The following is an 18,747-nucleotide window of genomic DNA, read 5'->3' as shown; positions in this document are numbered from 1 at the left end:
AAATACCTACCAGCGTTAAATAAAAAATATATCTACAATGGAGATTAAAATAATTTTTATTCGATGATAATTTAAATAAAAATTCAATAAAGAGATTGAAAAAATATTCAACAAAGAGATTCTAGTGAATATTTACTAGTAAAATTCATTTGAAAATTTGCTAAAGTATTTCGGCATAGCTTTGGTTATCAAACAAATCAAAACGAGAGATAAACTTATTGATATGTAATTTGTCGCAAGTGTAGAATCAGACAAAATTAATAACAAATGTTCAATGGAATTATGAGTACAAACAAAATTAAGTCTTTAGTTATTGCCGGCGGAGGTAGTGCAGGATGGATGACTGCTGCAATGCTATCGAAGCTATTTAGTCCTGCAATTAAAATCATTCTTGTTGAATCTGACGCGATTGGAACTGTCGGTGTTGGCGAAGCAACGATTCCAGCAATTAAAAATTTTAATAGAATGCTGGGTATTGATGAAGCTGATTTTCTTAAGTTCACTAAAGGTACCTTCAAACTCGGAATTCAGTTTGATAACTGGGGTAAAGTCGGCGATAGCTATATGCACGCTTTTGGTCGAGTCGGAAATAGTATTGCGGCAAGTAGTGAGTTTTCTGATGCCAGTTTTATTGACTACTGGCTAAAGTACAAACAAAAATATGATAGTAGTGACTTCTGGGATTTCTCTCTGAATTACTTAGCGTCAAAAGATAATAAGTTTTGTGATGAAACCTCTTATGCATATCATTTTGACGCAAGCTTATACGCAAAATATTTGCGAGAGCTTAGTGAAAAATGGGGTGTGGAGAGAGTTGAAGGTAAGATAACTAATGTAAAAAAAGATGAACGAGGATTTATCAAGCAATTAAATTTGGAATCAGGAAAAGAAGTTTCGGGCGATTTCTTTATTGATTGCACTGGATTCAGATCCTTGTTGATAGGAGAGACTCTAGGGTCCGAATACGAAGACTGGAGTCATTGGCTTCCAGCGGATAGTGCAATCGCCGTTCAAAGCTCATCAACTAAGCAACCGATCCCATATACGCGGTCAACTGCACATAAAGTCGGTTGGCAGTGGTGTATTCCATTACAGCATAGAGTCGGAAATGGAATAGTTTATAGCAGCAAGTTTATGGATGATGACGAAGCGAGAAAAACTTTGGTTGATAATATTGATGGTGATTTATTAACTGAGCCTAGAGTCATCAGATTTAAAACAGGGATGCGTGTTGAGCCATGGAAGAATAACTGTCTGGCGATTGGGTTGGCAAGTGGCTTTTTGGAGCCCCTTGAATCAACAAGCCTTCATCTTATTCACACAGGTATCAAAAGATTTGTGAAACTTTTCCCGAGCAAAGAAAACTTTCACAAAGAGCGCACCGAATATAACAGTCAGACTAACAATGAATATCAGAGAGTTCGAGATGTTATAATATTGCACTACTATCTTAACCAGCGTGATGATAGTGACTTTTGGATTTATTGCAGGGAAATGGATATACCAGAATCATTAAAACAGAAGATCGAAACATTTACTCGTACGTCAAGAATTGAACAAAAGGAAGGAGATATGTTCAGTAAGCGATCTTGGCAACAGATAATGTTGGGACAGGGCATCACGCCAAACGGTTATCATCCAATCGTAGACTTAATGCCAGAGTCACAACTTGAAAAGGTATTTGCCCAAATGAGGGAAAAGATTGAGATGGAACTTGAAAATCTACCAACACACCAGGAGTTTATAGATAGCTTCTGCAAGGCTGATTCTTATTAATCATTTTTCAATTCCTGCAGTATTGGTTAGCGGAGCGATAGCTTGGTATTGTCGCTCTGCTTGTCAATTTGATCATTTTTCAACAATAAAAATATACACTTAACTATGAGCCACAACTTAACATATGAGAAAATGTTTAGAAAATCAGGCGCAAATTAGTTAGTTTTGATACAAACGCAGGATAATTTATTTAGAAGACAACTTTCAGCTATTTTTTGGTGTTAGTTATGGTCAAGAGAAAAGGAGGCTCTCTATAAAGATAAAATGTGGAAATCTATCGTTGATAATAGCCGATCTGTATCCTTGGCATGTCTTGATGTAACGTCTTGATGTAATGTCTGGTGCGTGATAAACAACGCACCAGACTCAACAATTGACACTTTCGCTTTACGAGTAGTTTTCAAACTTTATCTTTTGAAAGATTTTGCTCTTTTAGCGATAGTCTTCCGGGGACGGGCAAGAACATAAAAGATTTCTGTCGCCATAAACATCATCTATTCGATTAACCGTCGGCCAAAATTTATTATCTTGCTGACCTTGTACCGGGTAAGCACCTTCTTGTATGGAATAGGGCTTATTCCAGTTAAGCAGATCGAATTGCGTATGCGGCGCATTAGTCAGCGGGTTATTGCCTTTTTCCCATTCACCACTAGCAACTTTTTCAATTTCTTTCTTAATCGAAATCATCGCTTCGGCAAATCGCTCTATCTCGCAAAATGGTTCACTTTCTGTAGGCTCAATCATTAAAGTACCAGCAACAGGGAAAGACATTGTCGGGGCGTGGAATCCATAATCCATCAGCCGCTTGGCAATATCAACTTCTGTAATTCCAGTTTCGGCTTTAAGTGGACGAAGATCTACGATACATTCGTGTGCTACTTTGTCATTACGTCCGGTAAATAGAATAGGGTAGTACTCACTAAGTCGCTTGGTTAAGTAATTGGCATTGAGCAACGCCATTTTGGTCGAATGCGTTAATCCTTCTTTGCCAAGCATTGCACAATACATCCATGAAATAGGTAACACGCCTGCACTACCATATGGAGCGGCAGATACTGCACCATTGTTCTCCCCGGTACCTTGCAACTTTCTCACCGCATGATTTGGCAAGAATGGCTTCAAATGAGATTTTACACCAATTGGGCCAACTCCCGGTCCGCCTCCCCCGTGAGGAATAGCAAAGGTCTTGTGAAGGTTAAGGTGTGAAACGTCAGAGCCCATTAGTCCAGGCGAAGTAATTCCCACCTGCGCATTCATATTTGCACCATCCATATAAACCTGACCGCCATGTTCATGGATTAGCGAGCAGATATCTTTGATTGTTTCTTCAAATACCCCATGGGTTGAAGGATAAGTAACCATCAAGCAGGAAAGATTTTCTGAAACTTCTTCAGCTTTCGCCTTTAAGTCTTCGAAATCAATATTTCCTTTGTCATCACAATTAACGATAACTACTTTCATGTTGGCCATCTGCGCACTTGCAGGATTGGTACCATGTGCAGAGCTAGGGATTAGGCAGATATTACGATGACCTTCTCCAATACTTTCATGGTATCCTCGAATAGCCAGTAATCCAGCATATTCACCTTGTGCCCCGGAATTGGGTTGAACTGTAACCGCATCGTAACCGGTAATTTCAGCTAACCATGACTCGAGTTCTTCGATCATTTTCTGATAGCCCATGGTTTGCGAAGCTGGCGCAAACGGATGAATATGGCCGAACTCTTTCCAGGTTACCGGCAACATTTCAGAAGTTGAATTAAGTTTCATTGTGCAACTACCCAACGGAATCATTGCGTGTGCCAGGGAAAGATCCTTATTTTCCAGGTGCTTCAAATAACGCAACATTTCAGTTTCACTGTGATGAGTGTTAAACGTTGCATGAGTTAAAATATCTTTTTCTCGCAATAAACCTTTTTCAAATGATTCGTGCGCTCTGGCTTTTTCATCTAACGACACAAGATCCAGTCCACTATCATCACCGGAAATTACAGAATAAAGTTTTTGTACCTCTTGCTCGGTAGTCACCTCATCAAGACTCAAGCCTATTTGACCATTGTCATCTACGCGTAAATTGATTTTCGCTTCAGCTGCGCGAGCAATTATCTCGTCTCGCTGATCGCCGGCATCAATTGTGAGCGTATCAAAATAGCTTTTATTAACTAGCTGTAGACCTTTTTCCTGAAGTGCATGAGCAAGTATTCCTGTTAATCGATGAATACGATGGGCGATATCTTTCAGCCCTTGCGGTCCATGATAAACAGCATAAAATGCAGCTATGTTTGCCAAAAGCACCTGAGCAGTACAAATATTGGAGGTTGCCTTTTCACGGCGAATATGTTGCTCACGTGTTTGCATCGCCATACGATAAGCTTGGCGTTCATTGCTGTCTATGGAAACACCAATAATTCTGCCTGGCATGGCTCGCTTATGTTTTTCGCTGGTTGCAAAAAAGGCTGCGTGAGGACCACCAAACCCCATTGGTACACCAAATCTCTGAGACGAGCCAAGCACAATATCTGCACCCATTTCACCTGGCGCTTTTAACATCACCAGACTCATTATGTCGGCAGCAACGGCAACGATCGCTTTGTTAGCCTGTAACTGGCTGATGACTTCCTGCAAATCAATCACTTCACCGTAGCGATTAGTATATTGAACGAAAGCACCAAAAACATCGTGATTAGCAGCGTCCTTAGCCTTACCAAAAATCAATTCAAACCCGTAGTGAGCTGCACGAGTCTTAATAACATCAATGGTTTGTGGAAAAGCGTCTTCATCGACAAAAAACTGGTTTGACTTTTTATTCTTAGACACTCGTTTTGCCATCGCCATCGCTTCTGCAGCTGCAGTTGCTTCATCCAGAAGTGAAGCGCTAGCCAGGTCCAGACCCGTCAAATCCATAGTCATTTGCTGGTAAGTTAGTATTGCTTCCAGACGCCCCTGTGCAATTTCCGGCTGATAGGGTGTATACGCCGTATACCAACCAGGGTTTTCAAGTACGTTTCGCAAAATAACAGTCGGAGTTTTGGTATGGTAGTAGCCCATACCGATAAATGAACGATAAACCTTATTTTCACTGGCGTAGACACCGATGTCTTCAAGTGCTTGCTGTTCGCTTCGAGAAGAGGGAAGGTTCATTTCTTCTCGACGAATTTTATTAGGTACAGTTTGCTCAATCAGTTCATCCAGTGAAGAAACCCCCAGATAATCGAGCATTTTCTGGGTTTCATCGGCATCAGGACCAACATGTCGTTGAATAAATTCCTGACTGCCAGAAAGTTGGTTAAGAGTCTTGTTCATTCGCTTTCTCATTTATCAATCGGCCTCAAATTGCAGGCCCATAAAAATCAGATACCGCCGTTAAATCGAAAAAGCCCCGACACTTGCCGAGGCCCGTCAAACTTCATTTGCTGGGTAAGATCTAAGGCGAAAACTTGGTAAATTATTCGTCGATTTCTGAGGTGTAAGCTTCAGCGTCGATCAGGTTATCAAGCTCTGACGGCTCTGATGGCTTCATCTTGAACATCCAACCGTCATCATAAGGAGAGGCATTGACTGTCTCAGGAGCATCTTCAAGAGCTTCATTGACCTCAATGATAGTGCCCGATAGAGGGGCATAAATATCTGAAGCTGCCTTAACAGATTCAACAACTGCGATTTCATCTTCGACCGCAACTTCGCTATCTACTTCCGGTAACTCAACGTAAACCACATCACCCAGTAACTCTTGTGCATGGTCAGTAATACCAACAGTTACAGTGCCATCATCTTCTTGACGGATCCACTCGTGAGAGGTGACATATTTCAAATCACTTGGTACGTTGCTCATACTAGCTTTCCTCAGTTAATAAATTTTCAACAAATACTTTGTAAGTACTGCTTATTGTTGTTATTTGGGTAGTGTCAGATTTTAAAATAAACTAACACCACTTTAGACGAATTTTATTCAATTATTCAAAAAAATCTCGGCGCTCATTTTACACTAACACTAACATTGACACCAAAACTGTTGCTCTTCAATTAAACCAGAGCCTCTCCTTTTCGAACAAAACAGGCCTTAACGACCTTAGCAGGCACCTGTTTGCCACGGATTTCAAGCATAACTTCTTCGCCAGTAGTCTTTGGAACACGAGCCATACCGATAGATTTTTTCAAAGTTGGGGACATGGTCCCACTGGTGGTTTCACCTTCACCGATACCATCCACAATAACTTTCATATGTGCACGGATTACCCCTTTTCCTTCAAGAACCAGGCCAACAAGCTTATTTTTGACGCCGGCTTCTTTCTCCGCCAGGAGTGCAGACTTACCGATAAAGTCTCGTGACTCATCACTCCAGTCAATGGTCCATCCCATATTAGCTTCTAAAGGAGAAACTGTTTCGTCCATATCGTTTCCGTAGAGATTCATACCAGCTTCCAGACGCAAGGTATCACGAGCCCCTAGTCCACATGGTTTGACGCCTGCCTCAACCAATCGTTGCCAAAAATCGGCAGCCTGTTCAGCCGGCACCATAATTTCATAGCCATCTTCTCCGGTGTAACCGGTACGAGCAATGAAGTAACCTTCACTCTCAGCTGCCACAAATATTCCTAATCCATCGACAGCGACTTGTTGAGCTTGTGAAAAAGTAGAGTTGGCTTTCTCGCGGGCATTTGGTCCCTGCACTGCTATCATCGCGTAGCTATTATTTTCTACAATTTCTACTGCAAAATTTTCAGCCTGTTTTGCCATCCATGCTAAATCTTTGTCTCGAGTAGAGGCGTTAACAACCACTCTGAAATTAGTATCTGAAATATAGTAGACAATCAGGTCATCAATCACGCCACCTTGCTCATTTAGCATCCCGCTATACAGGGCTTTGCCACTAACATTCAATTTTGCTACATCATTTGCTAATAAGTAACGTAAATAGTCTTTAGCCTGTTCGCCAGTAACGTCAACAACGGTCATATGGGATACATCAAACATACCCGCGTCTTGACGAACCGCATGATGTTCTTCGATTTGTGAACCATAATGCAGGGGCATATCCCAACCACCAAAGTCGACAATTTTAGCGCCGCATTGATTGTGGCTCTCAAAAAGTGGAGTCTGTTTTCCCATGAAAATTTCTCTGTTAGTAAGCTTGGTGGCGAATTATACAGGGCAAAAGCTTGAAATTGAACTCAGAGGACTGTATCTTTTTGTTATATCACACAATATAAATATAACTAATGCGACGCATTAGATTATCTAATCTGAAATATTGTAAGTTGGGCCAGAAATTACTGCCTCAGATTCCACTTTTCACTGAACTCAGGATCCGCCAGAAGCTTTCTTATCGCATCGTTTAAAGGCATTACCAGGTGCTCAGGAAAAGACTTTTTGCTTAAAATAAAGGCGATCGGGTTTTTGAACTGTATACTGGGAAGACTCGCTATCCTTGTTCCCGTCTTCCCTCTCTGTGCATAGGCAACGATCAATGGGTTATCTAGAAAACCATCTATTTCACCCGATATCAGTTTATCGTGGTTATCGTAAGTATCAAAAGCGACAATAATATTATCGCTTAACTCCAGCTCTTCAGCTATCTTCTGAAACTCAGGTCCATAATAATGACCTTTGGTTACCCCTAGACGAAACCCAGAGGCCAGCAGTTCTGTTAGGGACTTTTTACGAAAGGCAGGAAGCCTTTTACTTAAAACATATAATGCATAAAAGTCGGAAGCGTAAGGAATCGAAAACTTTGCAATTAATCCACGTTTTGCCGTCGGCGTTGTTAGGCCAGACCATTGAATATCACCGCTCTCGATACCTTCTAGCGTCTGTGCAAATTGTAATTGGACAAAGTCTACCTGACACCCAATATCCGCTGCCAGCCGTCGCACTAACCGAATGTGAAAGCCCCGAGGCTCTCCTTTCTCATCTACATACTGATAGGGTTTCCAAATACCAAACCCATATTTCAACCTGCAAATAGTATGGCTTTCAGATTGTTCACTTTGATTGGCAGCGACGATTTGCAAATTGGTGAATAAGCAAAGTGATGCGAGTATGAAAACAGCAATCTTTTTAATAGCCTTTCTCCCGGCAGCCTGTTCAGCTCTCTTCGGTTAAGCATAGACGCTTTTACACAGGAGTAAAATTGGAGAAACCGGTCTGTCACCAACTACCAATATTTTTCATATCAACCCAGGGCGGCCGGGGTGGAAGAGCCTGTCCCGCTTGCAGTAGTTCGATCGAAATACCATTAGGATCCTTAACAAATGCCATCCTTCCGTCTCTTGGCGGTCGATTGATAGTGACCGCCATATCCACTAAGAGCTCACAAGTTTGATAAATATCCTCTACTTCGAATGCAAGGTGACCGAATTGATCGCCTTGCTGGTAGTTACGCTCTTCCCAGTTGTGGGTAAGCTCTATCATCGGCGCACTTTCATTTTGTGCCAGAAAATACAAAGAGAATTTTCCATCTGGATAATCTTTTTGTCGAATTAACTTTAAGCCAAGTCCTTTTGTATAAAATGTAATACTTTCTTCTGGTACGTTAGTTCGAATCATCGAATGTAAAAAACGCATTTTGAAAACCTCAATTTGAAACATCAACTAAGAATAAGCTCTTGATAGTTCCAACTCAAGTTATGCTTTCCTAATCCAGCGTTATTTTCCGTTGTTTCACTATCGATTTTTTCGTTATAAAAATCTTTCCTGTGCGAGTGATTAGCGGAAACTACGGATTTAAAAGTTAGGTTTTTTATTTTCTTTTTTTCTGTAGACGCGAGTATATATCCTCGTTTCGGAACAGTAACGATTTCGAAGGGTAGTGCAATTTTTTTGATTATCGCTCGTAGGTGACAAATACTATGGTTTAGTCCCGACGGACCAGTATAGTAATTTCCTAACCAAAGGCGGTCGATGATCAGATTTCTCTGAACCAGACTTCCTTTTGATTCCAGTAGTAAAATTAATAGTTCCCATAACTTACATCTAAGCCTGATACTTCCTCTGGCATGAAGAATTCGTTGCGATGAAAAATCAAGTTTAAAATCTTGACTCGAATAAGATTGTTCTATTTCAGATAAACTCTGCATATCAACTCTCCAGGCTAATGTTAGTTCAATGTTGTTTCTAAATTGAGATCTGACAGTAATTGATTGACGTCGACTCCTAGCGATTCGACAACATCTACTTTGGCGCCAGCATCAATCAATGTTTTCGCTGTTTCCTTTTGTCCTTCACTAAGAGCCCAAACCAAAGGAGTATTCCCTACTGCATCCTGATGTTCGATAATAGCTCCTGCTGAAACTAGTTTTTGAACAGCTTTCGTTCTGCCATGAGTTGCAGCTAACGTCAGCGCACTTAAATACATACCTCTCTCATTTGCTCTCTGGTTAACCCTTGCTTTGGCCTTTAACAGCAAAGATAATAATGGAAGGTTTCCATCTCGACTGGCGATCATTAACGAACTAAATCCTAAAGAGTCAACACTATTGACTGAATACCCCTGATTAATGAGAAGCTCTACACAAGGTAAACATCTCTTGCGTGCTGCAAAAGTTAATAAATCATCTCCATAAGGGTCTACCACACCATCTTCTAGATATTTCTCTGGCAGATTCTTTAACAAAGAGAATTTTTTTTGTTCTATCGCTTGAAAGAATTTTTCAGATTGCGAATTTACAAACTTGTGATCTAATCTCGACTTAAAAATGGAAATTAGTTTTTCATGTCCTCGTCGTAGAGCAATCTCAAATGCATTACCATGAACTGTTCTTACACTTACCTGAGCACCAGCATCCAGTAAGACCCTGACAACCTCGATACGATTGAGGAAGCTGGCCCAGTTAAGCGCGGTATCACCGACTTTGTCACCTAACTCCAAGTCGGCACCAGCTCTTAGTAGCTGAACTAAAACTTTAAGATCGTCGTTGACTACCGCGGACATCAGTGGCGATTCCTTATAGTTGCTCATACGTACACGATTTGGATTTGCGCCTACCGATATCAAATAGTCGACAGACTCCAAGGCAGACTGTTTAACTGCTAGATGCAATAGCGTATATCCCGAAGAGTTATTGGCATTGATATTTGATAAACTCTGCGCGTTCTTTTTTAGTGCATCAAAATTTCTTTCGAGAATTGCCTGCTCTCCCTTAAGCAAAAGTTTCTGATCTTCAATATGCTGCTCAATAATTTGAATCAGGTTAGAGAACTTATTTTCTTTTGCCGTGCGTAAAGCATCATAGGCGTGTTCACTTTTCTGAAGAGGATCAGCACCATAGTTAAGAAGCAAACTCACGGCTTTTTCATTGTTATAATAAGCCGCCCAGTTAATTGCAGGATCGCCGTACTTATCAGTAGCTTTAACTTTGGCATTATTGTCGAGCAGCCATTGAATCGCGATAAAGTTACCAGCACCACGACAAGCATCGATCAACGGAGAAGTATGATAGCCGCTACTGCCGACCTGATTCACATTAGCTCCGGCAGACTTGAGCTTTTCCAATATTGGCAAGGATGAAAACATAGCTGCCAGATTAAGAGGGTAATAACCTAAAAAATTTTCGTTGGAAAAAAGGTTGAGTGACTCTTCATTAACCCAGCTCTCACGATCATACAGGATTCCAAGCATCAGAACTTCCAGGGTTTGAGGGAGGTTAATCGAGAGCGACTTTGGATTTTGAGTGGCAGCGTTGCTTTGCATTCTCAGCAAACGTCCATATTTCTGCTCAATAGAATTCAGAATAAATAGAGCAATGAGTTCTCGTTTGTTTGACTGAATGGCATAGTCAAAAGGTAGAAACCCTTTCTCTGCTTCAGCATATGGATCCGCTCCATTTTTCAATAAATACTCAACCATCTGAATATCGCCACGGTAAGAGGCAATATGCAGTGCAGCGTAACCACGGGCATTTTGCTTATTAATGTTAGCGCCTGCTTTTACTAGCCGTTCTACGAGAATTAGATTACCTGCACGGGCCGCCTGGTTAATCGCGCTGGCTTCGTCATTTCCATTATTCCCCAGGTTGATATTTGCTCCTTTAGAGAGCAAAAGGTCGACGATCTCTCTTCTGTCTAACCTTACTGCCAAGGGTAAGGAAGCATATCCAGTAAAGTTGTGTAGATCTGGGTTAAAACCAATATCCAGCAGCTGCTGCAAAGCTGAAATGTCATTTGCCAATACAGCTCCAATTAAGCTGAAAGACTGTGTTTGAGGATCAGGTAATATTCCGTTTTTGTATTGTCCCTTTTTAAAAAAGGACTTTTTTTGTATCAGACCGAGAGAGAATTTCACGCTGATAGGCACTTCTTTTTTTGTTGTGCGAGAAAGTTCCACGAGTAACGCTTTCAGAATTTTAATTCTGCCGCTCTCCAGCGCCCAGTCAAATGCTTCATATCCATTCAGATGCTCCAGTCGAATATTAGCTCCGCTATTAATCAAAAATTCAACTACATCGAGATGTCCGGAATAAGCCGCTTTCATTAAAGCCGTCGCTTTTTTATCATCTTGCTGATTGATTGAAACCCCCAAATCCAGCAACTTCCTGATTATGGGCAGGTGGCCTTTATCAGCAGCAATAAGTAAGGCAAGTTTTCCGTTTACAGGCTTTTGCAGAACCTGCAACGACTCAGAGGGATGACTCTTTATAAGCTCCTCTAATTTTAATGTATTTCCGCGCTCAACAACCTTATGCAATATCTGACTAAATGGGACTCCGGTCTCCTGGGCGCACAGGCTATAAACTGTTGAAAATGCGGTGAGTAATAGAAGCAAAAGACTTCTGCGGTAATTCAAGATCATTTTGTTGTCTGCAATCAATATTAACGTGCTAACATCATCAATAGCAAAATTCCAAACGCCTAATGAGCCAAGCTTAAATCCTTATGAGAAAGTTATGAGAAGAACTCAAGCGACTGAAAAAAAAGGAAAAATTGAATTTGATGGGTTTCAGTTTGATCTTGCCACTCACTCATTGATATCGCTTGGCGGTAAGCTGGAGCTATCACCCAAGCCGTCACAAATACTCGAAATTCTGCTCGAAAAAGCCGGAAAGCTGGTTACCAGGGAAGAGATTGCCACGACCGTCTGGGGCGAACAAGTTGTCGACTTTGATCAGAATATCAATTTTTGTATCAAGCAAATTCGACAGGTTTTGAAAGATGATCCCAAGAATCCTGTGTATCTTGAAACAGTCCCCAAAAAGGGCTACCGCTTTATTGCTGAAACTTCACTAGTCACTCCCGGTACAAAGAGTCAAACTCGACTTTTAACTTTCAAGCGAATCGCCGTTGTTGCGGGACTATTCCTGTTCATTATCGGATTCAAGTTATGGATTGGTTCCAGTGATTTACCAGAATATCCAGCAGAAGTGGAACAATCATTAAAACGAGCTTATTACCTGTACGAGCAGGGAGGCCCCGAAAACCACGAAAGAAGTCAGCTACTTTTTGAAAAAGTACTAAAAGATCATCCTGAAGTCGGGGAAGCACACGCAGGCCTTGGCCTGCTAAAATCGCAAAGGGCCTATACTCGACAAGCCAGAGCTCAGGTTAAACTACATGCCAATAGAGCTCTCGAGCTTTCCCCTGGAAGTAGTCATGGTCACTTGATTGAGGCAAAAATTCTTTTTTATTGGGAATGGAATGTTGAACAGGCACGAATCCATTTTCAAAAAGCCGCCGAACTGGATCCTCAGTCCATACCGGCACTTCACGACCTGGCGGTCACAGCAGCAATTCAGGGAGACCTATCCTCAGCCGAAGCTGCAATTCATCAAGCCCTGAAGGTTGATCCCGGACGCTTTCAAGAACACTATCACGCAGGCTGGTTTTATCAAGTTGCACAAAGATATGACCTGGCCTTAAAGCAATGTGTTGAAAGTCTGGAAATAGAGCCCAAACACCGCTTCAGTTTACTCTGTGCGGGTCGTTCAGCGCTTAAACTCAATCTCGCCCAGACAGCGACACACTATCTCACCGAATATATGCGTTTGGCCAACGTAGAAGAGTCAACTATTCAACCTGTCAGAGAATCCCTGGAAAAAGGCATTATAGAGGAATTTAACCGGTGGTATCTCGACTGGTTAGAACAAGAAATCGAAGACCCCTTCAACAAAGCGCTTGCTTTAGCAGAGCTCGGTTATAATGAGCGAGCTCTCGCACAACTAAAGCAGGCGGTTAAAGATCGTCACTCGATGGTCCCTACCGCCTGGGCATTCGATGAATTATCAGGACTTCGTGACGACCCTCGCTTTATAGAACTGATGAGTGTAGTTAAACGATTTTGAACACAGGCTTTAATTAAACTGTCATCGCCCCTATACTGCCAGTCAAAATATTCAAAACGGAATTTCTTATGCACCCAGTTGTAGAAACCTTTTTCGACAAGCCAACTTTTTCATTCACTCACCTTGTCTATTGCCCGAAAAGCAAGAAAGCGGCCGTTATCGATCCAGTCATGGATTTCGATCCTGCAGCAATGAGGACCTCAACTTGTAGCATCGAAAAGATTTACCAGAGAATTCAAGCTCTTGCTCTGGATTTATGCTGGGTAATTGAAACCCACGCGCATGCCGATCACCTATCAGCGGCTCAGTGGCTGAAGTCTAAATTCGATGCGCCAATCGTCATAGGCGAGCATATTACCGAAGTACAGAAGACTTTCAATGAGCTGTTTGAACTGGAAGGAGCTGCTGAAGCTAGCGCAGATGATTTTGACCATCTTGCAAAAGATGGTGATCGACTAACTTTGGGAGAGCTTGAAATTGAAGTAATGCATACGCCAGGACATACACCAACTTGCTGTACCTATGTAATCGGGAACACGGCTTTCGTCGGCGATACCATTTTTATGCCAGATTTTGGAACCGCTCGTTGTGACTTTCCCGGCGGAGATGCCAGGCAGCTTTACCGGTCATTACAAAGAACACTTTCTCTCGCAGATGATACACGCTTACTTATGTGTCATGACTATATGCCAGGCGGAAGAGATTTGAAGTGGGAATCAAGTGTAGCTGAGCAAAAGCGGGACAATATTCATATCAACTCAAGCGTAGACGAAGACAGCTTTGTCAAAATGCGTCGCGAAAGAGATCAACAGCTACCAGTTCCCAAACTGATACTCCCGGCACTACAAGTTAATATCCGGGCAGGAAAGATGCCACTAGCCAGCGCCAGTGGGACTCATTTTATAAGACTGCCGTTAAATAAACTGTAACACAGGAAACAGATTTCAAATATAGATAAATGCAATAGCAGGCTGATTGACCTGTACTATACTAAATAGTCAGTAGTTAAGAATATTCTGCTCGCATGCTTCAATGTTTACACCGTTATTCACCTGCTATTTTTCTAGCAGCATATTTGGCAGCACCGGCTGTCAACGGGCGAGATATTGATGTTAACAAGCTTTCCTTGCAAGAACTGCTTAACTTGAAAGTTGTCAGTGCATCCAAACGAGAGCAAAGTCTTGACGAATCACCGGCACTTGTGGAAATTATCACCCAGTCTGATTTACAGCGCAGAGGCTATAAAGATCTTAGCCATTTGCTCGATGATCTAGCAGGCATTCAGATTTCTCGAGCTTATAGCGACAACTACTTCAATACTTTCTGGCGCGGAATCAGACATACGATTGGCAGTTCTCATCTTATTCTTGTCGATGGTATTCGGTTTAATCACCTCTATACTAACGAATCAGAAGTTATGGCTGCAATGCCAATTTCTAATATTAGACACATCGAAATAGTTTATGGCCCAGCTTCCGTTGCTTATGGCAGCGATGCAGTAGCCGGTATAATCAATATCATCACCTATACTCCTAATGAAAGAGCACGGAGCGAAGCTAATGCGCAGGGTTTTTTACAAATAGGCAAACAGGATACCAAAGTAATAGATGCCAGTTTTTTTAAGCGGTTTAGAGAGTGGGATCTGTCACTGACAGCCAGAACGGACAGGGGAGATCTGGACTTCAGCCATACTGACGAATATCGTTGGACCCAGCGCTCTTTATTGGAAAACCCCGATATATGGGGCGGGTTTTCTCCCGAATACACCCAGCTATCCTCTCCTCACAACAATCGAGCGCTCGACATTCGGCTCTCAACCAGTAAGAATCAATTTATCTTGCAGCTCTATGAACTATCAAGTGGCTACGGGTTAAAATACACTTTTGATCACTCGCTTCCTGATGCAGGGCAGTGGATAGAGCAGGATTTTTCCTTTGTCTGGCGCTGGCAGGAACAGCTCAGTAATAACTTAAAAGTTAAGACTGATCTTCGGCTACGCGAAAGCAATTTCGACAAGGATTCTTTTTTCATCGAAGGCTATCTGGTGCAGGACCCTGAGTCAGGGGCAAATATTCGGTTACTCGATGCCTCCTATTGGTCTTCCAAAAATAACAGTACATCTTTCAATCTGGAAGTGGACTGGCTAGCATCAGAAAAGTGGCATTTTCTAGGAGGTATTGAACATGAAGCTAAAGATTTACAGAAGGCCTACAATACAGATTTTGGCCCTTCTTTGCCTCCAGCTGATGTTACAGCAGACTATTCTTTTCCGGCGCCACCAACGATAGACACAGTTGCCAATAACCGAATCGATACCAGTCAAAGCAGCCTGTACGGCCTGGTTGAATACGAAGTTGCCGACGAACAAAGCCTTCTTGCTCAAAAACTCCACTTTGGCATGCGCAATGTTCACGACTCTGAATACGAAAGCGAAACCACAATTAGAGCAGGGTATGTAGGCCGACTAAAAAATACAACGTTTAAACTATTTTATGGAGAAGCTTACCAGGAACCATCTCCTCGACTGCTGTATGGCGGTTGGAAAGGTTCGGGAAGTAATCCAACCCTGGAGCCTAGAAATGCAAAAACCTGGGAATTCAATATTAATTACAAGTTAGAGACACTATTGGTATCCGCAAATATCTTTCAAATGGACAGCGCTAACTTGTTCAACACGACTGACAGCGGGGCGATCAATGCTGGTGAAGCCAAAAGCAAAGGCGGAGATTTAAGAGTTCGTTACCGACCGAATATTGACTGGTCAGATAATATTACTTTTTGGGCCAGTTACGCCTGGATAGATGCAAAAGAGCAAACATTTGATGACAGTGGTGCACTAGCCTGGTTTCCAGTAGGGGATTTGGCTGACACGACACTCCACTTTGGAAGTTATTTGACTTTCAATGAGCATTGGCAGTTGAGTCTCAGAGGCAGATACTACGGAGAGCGAGCGACGGTGGAAACCAATCCGCTGGACAAGATTGATGCATTCAGTGTGTTGGATCTTAACCTTAATTATCAACCTCAGAATAGTCAATTCAACTATCAGCTGAACATTACCAATCTGTTTAACAAGACTTACTTTCATCCAGGCTTAAGAAGTGCAGGAGCCAGTGACACTAACCCTGGAGAAGTTGATGGAAACGGAATCTGGATAGGTAGCGAAAACTTCTACAATGCAAAGATAGCGCAACCGGGACGAAATATTGACTTATCAATATACTGGCAATTCTAATACCTTTTCCCAATTATAGATAACCTGCTGCAAAAGTTGACGCAATAAACAAGCCAGGCAGGAAAGTAAATGCTCTCTTTGTTTGAACACTCTATTTTTAATCCCAAATCAATATTACAAGAGGAGATATTAGCAACTAAACTTAAAGGACTTCATGTTGTAACGGAGAATACCAATGGTCAATCGCGCAGGTGAAAACTCTAAATCCTGGTTCCGGAGTGAACGTTTCTATCATACTGGAGATGGCTGGTGGTTTCAGACGCGAGAAGGAGTAGAAGAAGGACCATACATTTCGATAGAAGAAGCTGAACGAGAGCTATGTCTTTATATTAGACATGCTAATGACACCTTCAGGGCAGTTTGATTCTGTTAACAGTCAAAGTCTTCCACTTTGACAACGTTCAATCAAAGCAAATAATGATTTATCGTTAGGACTGGTTTCTATCAGTTTCTGATACATCTGAATAGCGAGTGCAGTATCTCCCTGCTTATATGCTTTCCAGGCCCTTATCATTGTTGTCTGATTATGTAGCTTTTCCTTTTGCAAACTAAAGTTATCATTGTCAAAAACTTCATAAAGCGTTACCGGCTTCGACTTACCCTGAATGAAGCAAGAGGCTATATAACGGATCCGATATTTACTTAAGTCCTTCAAGCTACGCTTAGTTTCTTCGGTGATCAGAATTTTTGTAGCAAAAGCTTTGGTCATTGACTCAACTCTTGCGGCCGCGTTGACTGTATCAGAGACGACCGTTGCATCCATTCTGGAAGCTGTTCCAACAGTTCCCAGCATGGTATTTCCTGTATGCAGCCCCAAACCGACCTCAATAATGGGTAACTTTTTTTGGCGCAACTTCTTATTATACTCATCGAGCGCTTCCAACATCTGAATTGCAGCGGTTACGGCAGTATCTGCACCACCAGGAAACAAAGCCATAATACCGTCTCCGAGGTACTTATCAATGATCCCGCCATTTTTATTAATGACAGGCGCAATCTGACTCAAGTAACGGTTTATAAATCGAAAATTAGCCTCAGGCGACATTGTTTCAGATAAGGTTGTAAAGCCCCGAATATCACAAAACAGTACTGTCATTTCTCTTTCACAACAGTCACCCAGAGCGATATCAGAAACGCCGCCAGCACTCAGTTGCTTCAAAAGCTGGTGTGGAACGAAACGACTATAGGATTTATTAAGACGGATCATTTCTCCCCGACTTTTATGAACACGCATTAACATCAGGTTGAACTGATTAGCCAGGTAGCCGAAACTCCCAAACGCTTTCGGCGATAGCTTAAAATTAAAGTCATTTTGAATTAGGCGGGCAATAGCGATAGTAAGCTGCTCTAAAGGTGAAGTTACTTTTCTGGCAAAGAAGATAGCCGCCAACATAAAGAAAATAGCCAGCACACTCATACCTAATATGATCGGTTTCAGTAAAGATTCTCGCAACTTTGTAAGTTCGCTTCGTGGAATCTGGAGTACAATCAAACCAATCGAAGTACCTTTACTGTTTCGTATTTGAGCAAACGCAAACTGACTACTTAACGTATCTTCAGTAAATGGATGTACACCTTTAGAACCTTGATTTCGAATTGCGGAAGTCAAAGCTTTTTGCAAACTATTTTCGCTAAAAAAACTATCTCCCGGCTGATGAATTGAGTCCCCTTTACTGACAAATCGATAGCTAAAATAATGAGTCACGCTGCCAATTTTTATCTTGTTTTTCAGAACGCCCTTACTTTTCTTATGAATTTCTATCTTATTGTAAAAACCATTCAGGGAGTTGGAAGTTCTGATAAATAATACGGGGATATCATTCACCTGAACAATAACTTCTTTTCCTTTATCTATCAGCTTAAATGTATAATTAAGATTCTCTCTTTCGATAGTAACTTTGTCGCCAAAATGCTCAGAATGATAAAGCTTTGCTTTTCCAGAGTTATCTAGAGCTACTTTAAACTCAAAACTATCGCTATAGATTTGAATGAAATCTCGTTCAGCTTTAGAAGTATCAATACCATAATAAAGCCTCCCACTATTCCCGGGGTCAATCAAAGTGAAAAGACGGTATTGATTTCCGTTTGCAGTAATAGCAGAAGCCAGGCGCCGATCGATTGACTGAGCCTGCTTGCTCTCTTTCAAATTAGAGGAAAGTAGTTTCTGGTGAGAATCACCATCAATCATTGCCGCTAATGACTTGACTAAAACTAACTTTTCTTCTTTGAAACGGACAAAAAAGTGCTCTTCGATGAGTTGATAAATTCCATATCCGCCTAAAGAAACAATCAAACCGGTCACCAGCAAAAACCAGCTGATAACATAAGTACGATACTGTCGGTTAGACTTGATTTCCAAAATTTGACCCCGTTATTTCACCTTCCTTTTTGGTACGACTTTTCCCTTGAACACTTAATTGAACGACATAAGCCTGTCACAATACTGTCTCGTTTTTACAAAAA

At 41.7% G+C, this 18,747-nt stretch carries 13 protein-coding genes; 5 read left to right on the top strand and 8 right to left on the bottom strand.

Annotated features, from left to right (window positions below; all coding sequences use genetic code 11):
• Positions 1–282 precede the first annotated feature (282 nt).
• Positions 283–1,776: a tryptophan halogenase family protein gene (locus IYN84_RS13975; protein ID WP_196139858.1), complete on the top strand. Its 1,494-nt coding sequence runs from the start codon at positions 283–285 to the stop codon at positions 1,774–1,776.
• Positions 1,777–2,208: 432 nt separating this feature from the next.
• Here the strand turns inward: IYN84_RS13975 and gcvP are convergent, their stop codons facing one another.
• The 7 genes from gcvP to IYN84_RS13940 form a co-directional block, all read right to left on the bottom strand.
• Positions 2,209–5,079, bottom strand: coding sequence for an aminomethyl-transferring glycine dehydrogenase (gcvP, locus tag IYN84_RS13970; protein WP_196139857.1), 2,871 nt, complete (start codon positions 5,077–5,079; stop codon positions 2,209–2,211).
• A 142-nt stretch (positions 5,080–5,221) separates the two neighbouring features.
• Positions 5,222–5,608 carry a glycine cleavage system protein GcvH gene (gene gcvH, locus IYN84_RS13965; protein ID WP_196139856.1) on the bottom strand — a complete coding sequence of 129 codons (387 nt, stop codon included), beginning with the start codon at positions 5,606–5,608 and terminating at the stop codon, positions 5,222–5,224.
• Between the two features lie 191 nt (positions 5,609–5,799).
• On the bottom strand, positions 5,800–6,885 hold the full coding sequence (gcvT, locus tag IYN84_RS13960) for a glycine cleavage system aminomethyltransferase GcvT (protein ID WP_196139855.1): 1,086 nt from the start codon (positions 6,883–6,885) through the stop codon (positions 5,800–5,802).
• A gap of 161 nt (positions 6,886–7,046) precedes the next feature.
• Positions 7,047–7,730 carry an ABC transporter substrate-binding protein gene (locus IYN84_RS13955; protein ID WP_246722964.1) on the bottom strand — a complete coding sequence of 228 codons (684 nt, stop codon included), beginning with the start codon at positions 7,728–7,730 and terminating at the stop codon, positions 7,047–7,049.
• 193 nt (positions 7,731–7,923) lie between these two features.
• Positions 7,924–8,340 (bottom strand): VOC family protein, encoded by a 417-nt coding sequence (locus IYN84_RS13950; RefSeq protein ID WP_196139853.1) that lies wholly within the window; start codon positions 8,338–8,340, stop codon positions 7,924–7,926.
• A 23-nt stretch (positions 8,341–8,363) separates the two neighbouring features.
• A complete protein-coding gene (locus tag IYN84_RS13945) occupies positions 8,364–8,852 on the bottom strand; it encodes a helix-turn-helix domain-containing protein (RefSeq protein WP_196139852.1) in 489 nt (162 codons plus the stop codon).
• A 20-nt stretch (positions 8,853–8,872) separates the two neighbouring features.
• Positions 8,873–11,563, bottom strand: a complete 2,691-nt coding sequence (locus IYN84_RS13940; protein WP_196139851.1) for an ankyrin repeat domain-containing protein — start codon at positions 11,561–11,563, stop codon at positions 8,873–8,875.
• Between the two features lie 94 nt (positions 11,564–11,657).
• Here IYN84_RS13940 and IYN84_RS13935 point away from each other — a divergent pair, with 94 nt between their 5' ends.
• From IYN84_RS13935 to IYN84_RS13920, 4 genes are all read left to right on the top strand, one after another.
• On the top strand, positions 11,658–13,049 hold the full coding sequence (locus IYN84_RS13935) for a winged helix-turn-helix domain-containing protein (RefSeq protein ID WP_196139850.1): 1,392 nt from the start codon (positions 11,658–11,660) through the stop codon (positions 13,047–13,049).
• Positions 13,050–13,117: 68 nt separating this feature from the next.
• Positions 13,118–13,978, top strand: a complete 861-nt coding sequence (locus IYN84_RS13930) for an MBL fold metallo-hydrolase (protein ID WP_196139849.1) — start codon at positions 13,118–13,120, stop codon at positions 13,976–13,978.
• Positions 13,979–14,073: 95 nt separating this feature from the next.
• Positions 14,074–16,284 (top strand): TonB-dependent siderophore receptor, encoded by a 2,211-nt coding sequence (locus IYN84_RS13925; RefSeq protein WP_196139848.1) that lies wholly within the window; start codon positions 14,074–14,076, stop codon positions 16,282–16,284.
• A 175-nt stretch (positions 16,285–16,459) separates the two neighbouring features.
• The gene (locus tag IYN84_RS13920) at positions 16,460–16,648 is read left to right on the top strand and encodes a DUF6316 family protein (RefSeq protein WP_196139847.1); all 189 of its coding nucleotides are present in this window, start codon (positions 16,460–16,462) and stop codon (positions 16,646–16,648) included.
• 12 nt (positions 16,649–16,660) lie between these two features.
• On the opposite strand, the gene IYN84_RS13915 is transcribed toward IYN84_RS13920, so the two are convergent.
• Complete coding sequence (locus IYN84_RS13915; protein ID WP_196139846.1) at positions 16,661–18,643, bottom strand: adenylate/guanylate cyclase domain-containing protein; 1,983 nt, start codon at positions 18,641–18,643, stop codon at positions 16,661–16,663.
• Positions 18,644–18,747: the final 104 nt, after the last annotated feature.

Origin of the sequence: Aliikangiella sp. G2MR2-5, from assembly GCF_015687155.1 — a bacterium.
In the GTDB taxonomy this organism is placed as follows: Bacteria; Pseudomonadota; Gammaproteobacteria; order Enterobacterales; family Kangiellaceae; genus Aliikangiella.
Note: the sequence above shows the minus strand (reverse complement) of the source record. Positions and strands in the feature narration are given on the sequence as shown.

What these genes read in the sequence shown, in the direction of transcription:
- IYN84_RS13975 (WP_196139858.1), top strand. Translation starts at nt 283, where the DNA reads ATGAGTACAAACAAAATTAAGTCTTTAGTTATTGCCGGCGGAGGTAGT.
- gcvP (WP_196139857.1), bottom strand. Translation starts at nt 5,079, where the DNA reads ATGAACAAGACTCTTAACCAACTTTCTGGCAGTCAGGAATTTATTCAA.
- gcvH (WP_196139856.1), bottom strand. Translation starts at nt 5,608, where the DNA reads ATGAGCAACGTACCAAGTGATTTGAAATATGTCACCTCTCACGAGTGG.
- gcvT (WP_196139855.1), bottom strand. Translation starts at nt 6,885, where the DNA reads ATGGGAAAACAGACTCCACTTTTTGAGAGCCACAATCAATGCGGCGCT.
- IYN84_RS13950 (WP_196139853.1), bottom strand. Translation starts at nt 8,340, where the DNA reads ATGCGTTTTTTACATTCGATGATTCGAACTAACGTACCAGAAGAAAGT.
- IYN84_RS13945 (WP_196139852.1), bottom strand. Translation starts at nt 8,852, where the DNA reads ATGCAGAGTTTATCTGAAATAGAACAATCTTATTCGAGTCAAGATTTT.
- IYN84_RS13940 (WP_196139851.1), bottom strand. Translation starts at nt 11,563, where the DNA reads ATGATCTTGAATTACCGCAGAAGTCTTTTGCTTCTATTACTCACCGCA.
- IYN84_RS13935 (WP_196139850.1), top strand. Translation starts at nt 11,658, where the DNA reads ATGAGAAGAACTCAAGCGACTGAAAAAAAAGGAAAAATTGAATTTGAT.
- IYN84_RS13930 (WP_196139849.1), top strand. Translation starts at nt 13,118, where the DNA reads ATGCACCCAGTTGTAGAAACCTTTTTCGACAAGCCAACTTTTTCATTC.
- IYN84_RS13925 (WP_196139848.1), top strand. Translation starts at nt 14,074, where the DNA reads ATGCTTCAATGTTTACACCGTTATTCACCTGCTATTTTTCTAGCAGCA.
- IYN84_RS13920 (WP_196139847.1), top strand. Translation starts at nt 16,460, where the DNA reads ATGGTCAATCGCGCAGGTGAAAACTCTAAATCCTGGTTCCGGAGTGAA.